The organism is Microcystis sp. LE18-22.4A, from assembly GCF_027531105.1.
Taxonomy (GTDB): domain Bacteria; phylum Cyanobacteriota; class Cyanobacteriia; order Cyanobacteriales; family Microcystaceae; genus Microcystis; species Microcystis aeruginosa.
The window spans coordinates 1-7,050 of record NZ_JAPZRB010000527.1; the positions used below are offsets into that span (position 1 = coordinate 1).

Below are 7,050 nucleotides of genomic sequence, written 5' to 3' on the forward strand. Positions count from 1 at the left end.
CCAACAATTCCTATTTTTTCATAATTAGGGGTCTCAAGCTCCCCCTAGCGGCCACCGAGAAAACCTTCACCAGATAAGTATTTTTACTCAAGTCTCTGGAGGGGGACAGCTTATGTGACAGTTGAGGGTGCGGAATGTGGGGTGTTGGGTGTGGGGTGTAGGGTGTGGGGTGTAGGGTGTGGGGTGTAGGGTGTGGGGTGTGGGGTGTAGGGTGTAGGGTGTAGGGTGTAGGGTGTAGGGTGTAGGGTGTAGGGTGTGGGGTGTAGGGTGTAGGGTGTAGGGTGTGGGGTGTAGGGTGTAGGGTGTAGGGTGTGGGGTGTAGGGAAGTGGGGTGTAGGGAAGTGGGGAATTGGGGAATTGGGGAATTGGGGAAGTGGGAAAGTGGGAAAGTGGGGAAGCTGTCTCATCACCCTATCACCCCAAAACCCTATCACCCTATTTCCTGACTCCTACCTACCGACGGCTAAAATAACTGACTCGGTCTCCCTCCCCGGTCAAGATTGAAAGCGATAAGCTAGAGTGTGAGGAGTGAAAACTTTTTAATCTCGTTTCGCCCCTAGAGGATAATAGCTCGATGTTGCGAATTATCACAGAGCCATGGTCAGCCAGAACGGAACTGAGACGAATTCGGGAACGGTTCGACGATCCGGAAATTCGGGAAAAAGAATCGCTTGTCCGAGAGATTGTCGAGCAGGTGCGACTTTCTGGCGATCGCTCGTTGGTGGATTATACGGAAAAATTCTACCAACAGTCCCTTAATCTACAACAACTAAAGGTGAGTGGCTCGGAACTTGATGCTGCTTATCAACAGGTGTCGCAGGATTTATTAAATGCGATCGCCGTTGCCTGTGAAAAAATGGAGGCTTTTCATCGTCAGCGTCTTCCCAAAGCTTGGGTCCAGTTTCCTGAGGATGGTACGGTTCGGGGGAAACGTTATCAACCGGTTAACAGCGTGGGAATTGTCGTTCCCGATGGGAAACGGGCCTATCTCAGTTTATTGCTCCAACAGGCGATTCCAGCCAAAATAGCGGGGGTTAAACGGATTGTCATGGTATCTCCTGCCGATGAGGATTTACGCCTCCATCCGGCGATTTTAGTGGCAGCCCAATCGGTGGGTATTAGTGAGATTTATCGGGTGGCTGGACCACAGGCGATCGCCGCTTTAGCCTACGGCACAAAAACGATCGCTCCCGTGGAGATGATTGCCGGAATAGGTGATTTTTATACTAATTTGGCTAAAAAACTGGTTTCTGACCATGTAAAAATCGATTATCTCTCTATTACTTCTGATTTGGTTATTATTGCCGATAGTCAAGCCAATCCCAAGCAGTTGGCCCTAGATCTATTAGCGCAAGCGGAACAGTATTCCCTGGCGGCAGCGATTTTATTGACGACGGATAAGGCTTTGGCCCTAATAGTACAGGAAGAAGTGCAAAAACAGTTACAGGTACATCCCCAGAGATTGTTAACGGAAAAAGCGATCGCTCATTATGGTTTAATCGTGGTGGTGGAATCATTGGAGAAAGCGATCGAATTATCGAATCTTTTTGCTCCCACCCATTTATCTTTGATGATCGATGAGCCTTGGGAAAAGCTATCTTCTGTGAGACAATCGGGAACTATTCTCCTCGGTTCCACTACTCCAAAAGCGGTGGCTGATTATTTGGGTTGTCCCGTGGGAGTGGAAACTTTTCTCGATTCCGCCACTTTAATCGAATATCCTGCCGATTCTTTCGCCTCCATAGCCCACAATCTGCAAATATTAGCGCAAGCGGAGGGATTTACGACAACGGACGCGGGTATAGAATCCCGAGGTCAGGATAAGACCTAGAGAAACTATCATCTTCTCAAAGCAACTATTGGGTCTAATTTAGCGGCACGATGAGCGGGAACAACACCGAAAATTAGACCGATGGCACTAGAAACTCCTAAAGCGAGAATTATCGCAGGGATTGAGACACTGGTGGTTAAAGCGGCAAAAATTCCCGCTAGATACATTCCTTGAATGCCGACAAAAATCCCGATAATTCCGCCAGTGGTGGCTAAAATCACCGATTCAATGAGAAATTGACCTTTTATATCCCCTTCTTTCGCTCCTAAAGCCTTTCTTAACCCGATTTCTTGGGTTCTTTCCGTGACTGACACGAGCATAATATTCATTACGCCGATTCCCCCGACAAAAAGGGAAATACTGGCGATCGAGGCTAACATTCTAGTTAAACTCTCGTTAGTCTCTTTGGTCATTTCTAGGACTGCGGTTTGGGGGAAAACCTGCACATAATTCTCGTCGCTGACCTGATGACGCATTTGCAGCAGGTTGCTAATCTGAAACTGAGCGGCTTTAATTTGGGCAGAGTTTTTGGCCAAGACAGAAATATGAGTCAGGGGAATGCCATAGATAGCTCTGCGGCCTTGAACCTGATTAGACATGGTAGTTAGGGGAATTAAAGCTCGATCGTCCTGATTAGCCTCAAATAAGGAGCCTTTCGCCTGTAAAACTCCAATGACTTGAAAACTAAGATTGCCGATGCGAAGATTTTCGCCGACGGGATTGCGATTACCAAAGAGATTTTTGGCTAATTCCGATCCCAAGACAATCACCCGATTATCCCGTTTCAGGTCAGATTCCATAATAAATCTACCTTTAGACAGTTGACGGTTACGCACGTTTAGGTACTCGGCTCCTACCCCGATTAGGGGGCTATTACTGGTTCTATTACCGAAGGATAAAATTCTTTTACCGCTCAATTCGGGAGAAATGGCGGCAATGGCGGGAACTTGAGATGCGATCGCTTGAGCATCTTCGTAGGTGAGAGGCCGGGGATTAGGAATTGTCCGCCGGACATTGCGCGAGGAGGTGGAAACAAATAAAACATTCGGTCCGAGAGCTTCAAACTGCTCGAGGGCGACTTTTTGCGCTCCTTCACCCACTCCCACTAGGGCAATGACGGAAGCGTTACCGATAGCAATTCCTAGCATGGTCAGACCACTACGCAGTTTATTGCCCATCAAAGCGGAAAAAGCCATTTTCAGGTTTTCGAGCATTTCCATGGTTAGTTATATTCAGTAAACAGTAAACAGTAATCAGTAAACAGTAATCAGTAAACAGTAAACAGGGATAAAGATGAAGATAAATAAGTAGTCGTGCAAAATTAATTTCCTAGTGAAGATAGGCAAAAGGCAAAAGGCAGGAGGCAAGAGGTGGTTAGATATGTGTAATTAATTTTGCTTAGGTACTTAAATAACTAAATAACTAATTAACTTACATCTGATAACTAAATAACTAATTAACTTAAAACTTACATCTGATAACTGATAACTGATAACTGATAACTGATAACTGATAACTGATAACTGATAACTGATAACTGATTAGCGTGCAGAGATTTGGAGCGTTTCTGGTTTACTTAAATCGCCGGTAATAGTTAAACTGCGCCGATTAGCGTTGAGATGACGGACAATTTTATAGATAGCTTCAACTTGGTCACTAGCGCCGATTTTGGCCGCTAGAGTGGCTAGGTCAAGAGAAGTTCCCGTTTCCCGAACAACTTGCACGATTTTTCTTTGTAAATCCAGAATAGAAGCGGCGGCTTTTTTCCCTGCTTCTACCCCGGGTTGATGGTAGGCGTTAATGTTAACTAAACTAGCATAGAAACTAACGGCCCGTTCGTAGAGGGCGATCAAGGCCCCTACCTGACGGGGAGTGACCTCTGGGATAGTGATAGTGATAGAGTGACGACTATTTTCGTATAAAGCTTGTCGAGTACCTTGCAGTAATCCTGAGAGGAAATCGCCGGCAGTGGAGCCGGTTTCCACTTCTATCGAATCTCCTTGCCGGTCTTTTAACACTTCAATAAAAGTAGCGAAGAAATTGGGAACACCTTCGCGTAATTGTTGGACGTAGGCGTGTTGGTCCGTAGAACCTTTGTTACCATAGACGGCGATACCTTGGTAAACCTTATTCCCATCGAGGTCTTTTTCTTTACCCAGGGACTCCATGACCAATTGTTGCAGATAGCGGCTAAAGAGATAGAGACTGTCTTTGTAGGGCAGAATCACCATATCTTTCTCTCCCTTGCCATTGCCCTCATGATACCAAGCTAGAGCCAGTAGGGCGCTAGGATTTTTTTTCAGGTTATGGACGCGGGTGGCGATGTCCATTTCTTTGGCCCCGGCTAACATTTCATCGATGTCGATACCCTGCAAAGCGGCCGGGAGAAGACCGACGGCGGATAGTTCTGATGTACGACCACCGACCCAATCCTGCATGGGGAAACGAGTTAGCCAATCTTGGGCGTATTTGTCCAGTTGGCTACCCGGCATGGTGACGGCGACCGCGTGTTGCGGAAAGTCTAAATCCTGTTTTTCGTAAGCGTTGCGGACCTCTAACATTCCGTTTCTCGCTTCGGGAGTGCCGCCGGATTTACTGGTGACGATAACGAGGGTGGTAGCTAAGGGTAAATGGGCTAAGGTGCGATCGATGCCTTTGGGGTCGGTATTATCAATAAAAGCAATCTCTAAGGGGGGATTAAGGGGGGAGAGAGCCTCGGCAACGAATTGGGGACCCAAAGCAGACCCCCCGATGCCTACACAGAGAATATGGCTAAATTTTGACCGATTGGGCGGCTTAATTGCTCCGGAGTGAATTTTCTTGACAAATTCTTTGATCTGTGCTATGGGTTCGGTGATTTCGGCCCGCAATTCCTGGTTAGGAGCGAGTTCAGGAGCGCGCAGCCAGTAGTGGCCGACCATACGCTGTTCGTCGGTATTGGCGATCGCACCCTGTTCTAAGGCTGCCATATCTTGGAAAGCACGCTCGAATTTTGCTTCTAGACCTTTGAGAAAAGCCTCATCGAAGGGAATCCGACTGACATCGAGATAAAGTTCTAGGTTAGGGTGATAGTATAACCAATCTTGGTAACGTTGCCAGAGTTGCAGATTATCCATAAAAAAAAGCGAAATTTTTGTTTAATTACTCGTTTAGGAGAGATAAGATTCTATCCTCTCCAATCATCATACAGGTAGTTTTAGACTAGAAGTTGACGGTTAAGCATATATTAGGGGTTGGCAAAATGCTAACAGTGACGGAACTATCCCCTAATTGTTCGGCTTGCTGGTGTTGGCTGTTGATTTTTTAACCTTTCCTATGGCTATCTACTCATCCCCTCTCAAAATCGGTAATTTAGCAGTGCATAGCCGGGTCTTGCAATCACCTTTATCCGGTGTCACCGATTTAGTTTTTCGGCGCTTGGTGAGACGCTTTGCTCCTGATTCCATGCTCTATACGGAGATGGTTAATGCGACAGAAATCTCCCAGCTGCAAGAGTTACCGCAATTGATGGTTATCGGGGACAAAGAACAACCAATTAGTATGCAGTTATTTGATTGCCGTCCCGATTTTATGGCTGTGGCGGCGAAAAAAGCGGTTAAAGAAGGAGCGATGACCATCGATATTAATATGGGTTGTCCTGTTAATAAAATTACTAAAAAAGGCGGCGGTTCTTCGCTTTTACGACAGCCAGAAATTGCCGAGCAAATTGTTAGGGAAGTGGTGAGAGCGGTATCGGTGCCGGTAACGGTGAAAACTCGCTTGGGATGGAACGCTCAGGAGATTAATATTATCGATTTTGCTCGTCGTTTGGAAGATGCGGGAGCGCAAATGTTGACCCTGCACGCACGCACTAGGGAACAGGGTTATCATGGGCCAGCCGATTGGCAATGGATTAAACGGGTGAAGGAGGTTTTATCGATTCCTGTCATCGCTAATGGCGATATTGTTTCTGTGAAAGCGGCGATTAATTGTTTGGAATTTACCCGGGCCGATGGGGTGATGTGTTCGCGGGGAACCCTCGGTTATCCCTATTTGGTGGGGGAAATCGATTATTACCTCAAAACAGGCAAAAAGTTGCCGAAACCCACCTCTATTGACCTGTTAACCCTAGCTAAAGAGCATTTACAAGGACTATGGCTATACAAGGGACAACGCGGGATTTGGCAAGCACGGAAACATCTGGCTTGGTATTGTCAGGATTTTACCGGTGCGGCGGTTTGGCGCGATCGGTTTTCGCGCATCGAATCCCTGGGGGAGGGCTGTGATTTAATTGATGAAGCTATTGCCCAATTAAACCTTGAAAACGAGAATATTTAGGGTCTGCTGAAAAAGTTTTTCCTGGTGGCAGGGTGTGGGGTGTAGGGTGTAGGGTGTGGGGTTTTAGCGATTTTGAAGGTGTCAATTACCTAATTTTCAGGGAAAAAGTACCTGAATTTTCCCCCCAATCACTCCAATGGTCGGCACTTTTTGAGGGAAAAAAAGTCTAAAAACCTTATCCAACAAGATTTTTAGATTTATTCAGCAAACCCTATGTATCTGCCAGATATCAAGTTAAGACGAATTGCCGAAAGAGCGCATCCAGAGGTGGATATTTACGATCCAATTAACGAACTCCTGCTGTTAGTTAGTCCCAATTGGGAAATATTTTCAGGGGAATTAGTGGGAGATAATGAAACACATTTTTATTACCGAATTAACGTCAAAAAACGAGTAGGAAAATCCTGTGAAGATTGCTGGGAGGTTTGGGGAGAAAAGTTAGGAGAAGTTGGTCGAGAAGGAATGGTAAAAGTAGTGGAAGATGTCTAAAGTGTCGATTGAGTAATTGATTGCTCACCACAGAGACCCAGAGGATACAGAGTTTTTTAAGTAATTTTTCTGATTAATGAAATAGTGTTATATTGGTAGTTAGGATATGGGAAAAAGGCAAGGAAGCGGTTCGGATTTTGTGCTGTCCTTTGGGTGCGGGGTAAAAAATTAGAAGAAAAAGCCCGCAACCCCCTCAGAGGTATTTTAGAGGGCTACATTCCGCACTTCAGAAGGAGGTTCAAGTTATTGAAATAGTTTCAAAAGCCAACAAAAAAACTCAGTTGTATGGTGCGGAGTTAATCGTAGCTGATAGATGGTTCCCCAGTAGCAAAATCTGTTCCAATTGTGGATACAAAAAAGAGTCTCTATCTTTATCCGAAAGAGTTTTTGATTGTGAACAATGCTCTTTTGTT

General features: G+C 45.8%; 6 protein-coding genes. 4 read left to right on the top strand and 2 right to left on the bottom strand.

Translation table 11 applies throughout. The features are described from left to right. The first annotated feature begins 574 nt into the window (after nt 1–574). Nucleotides 575–1,831, top strand: coding sequence for a histidinol dehydrogenase (hisD, locus tag O9295_RS22395; RefSeq protein ID WP_288035475.1), 1,257 nt, complete (start codon nt 575–577; stop codon nt 1,829–1,831). An 8-nt stretch (nt 1,832–1,839) separates the two neighbouring features. Here the strand turns inward: hisD and O9295_RS22400 are convergent, their stop codons facing one another. Together O9295_RS22400 and O9295_RS22405 are read right to left on the bottom strand one after the other, a co-directional pair. Continuing rightward, the gene (locus tag O9295_RS22400) at nt 1,840–3,051 is read right to left on the bottom strand and encodes an ABC transporter permease (RefSeq protein ID WP_147073173.1); all 1,212 of its coding nucleotides are present in this window, start codon (nt 3,049–3,051) and stop codon (nt 1,840–1,842) included. Nucleotides 3,052–3,372: 321 nt separating this feature from the next. After that, a complete protein-coding gene (locus O9295_RS22405; RefSeq protein WP_288035477.1) occupies nt 3,373–4,947 on the bottom strand; it encodes a glucose-6-phosphate isomerase in 1,575 nt (524 codons plus the stop codon). A 199-nt stretch (nt 4,948–5,146) separates the two neighbouring features. On the opposite strand from O9295_RS22405, the gene dusB reads away from it, so the two are divergent. The 3 genes from dusB to O9295_RS22420 all read left to right on the top strand — a co-directional run. Then, complete coding sequence (dusB, locus tag O9295_RS22410; RefSeq protein ID WP_288035478.1) at nt 5,147–6,148, top strand: tRNA dihydrouridine synthase DusB; 1,002 nt, start codon at nt 5,147–5,149, stop codon at nt 6,146–6,148. A 213-nt stretch (nt 6,149–6,361) separates the two neighbouring features. After that, nucleotides 6,362–6,637, top strand: a complete 276-nt coding sequence (locus O9295_RS22415) for a hypothetical protein (protein ID WP_261779549.1) — start codon at nt 6,362–6,364, stop codon at nt 6,635–6,637. Nucleotides 6,638–6,882: 245 nt separating this feature from the next. Next, nucleotides 6,883–7,050 (top strand): zinc ribbon domain-containing protein (locus tag O9295_RS22420; RefSeq protein WP_502846401.1); only part of this gene is annotated, 168 nt, incomplete at its 3' end.

Coding starts and splice junctions, on each gene's coding strand:
- hisD (WP_288035475.1), top strand. CDS start 575: ATGTTGCGAATTATCACAGAGCCATGGTCAGCCAGAACGGAACTGAGA.
- O9295_RS22400 (WP_147073173.1), bottom strand. CDS start 3,051: ATGGAAATGCTCGAAAACCTGAAAATGGCTTTTTCCGCTTTGATGGGC.
- O9295_RS22405 (WP_288035477.1), bottom strand. CDS start 4,947: ATGGATAATCTGCAACTCTGGCAACGTTACCAAGATTGGTTATACTAT.
- dusB (WP_288035478.1), top strand. CDS start 5,147: ATGGCTATCTACTCATCCCCTCTCAAAATCGGTAATTTAGCAGTGCAT.
- O9295_RS22415 (WP_261779549.1), top strand. CDS start 6,362: ATGTATCTGCCAGATATCAAGTTAAGACGAATTGCCGAAAGAGCGCAT.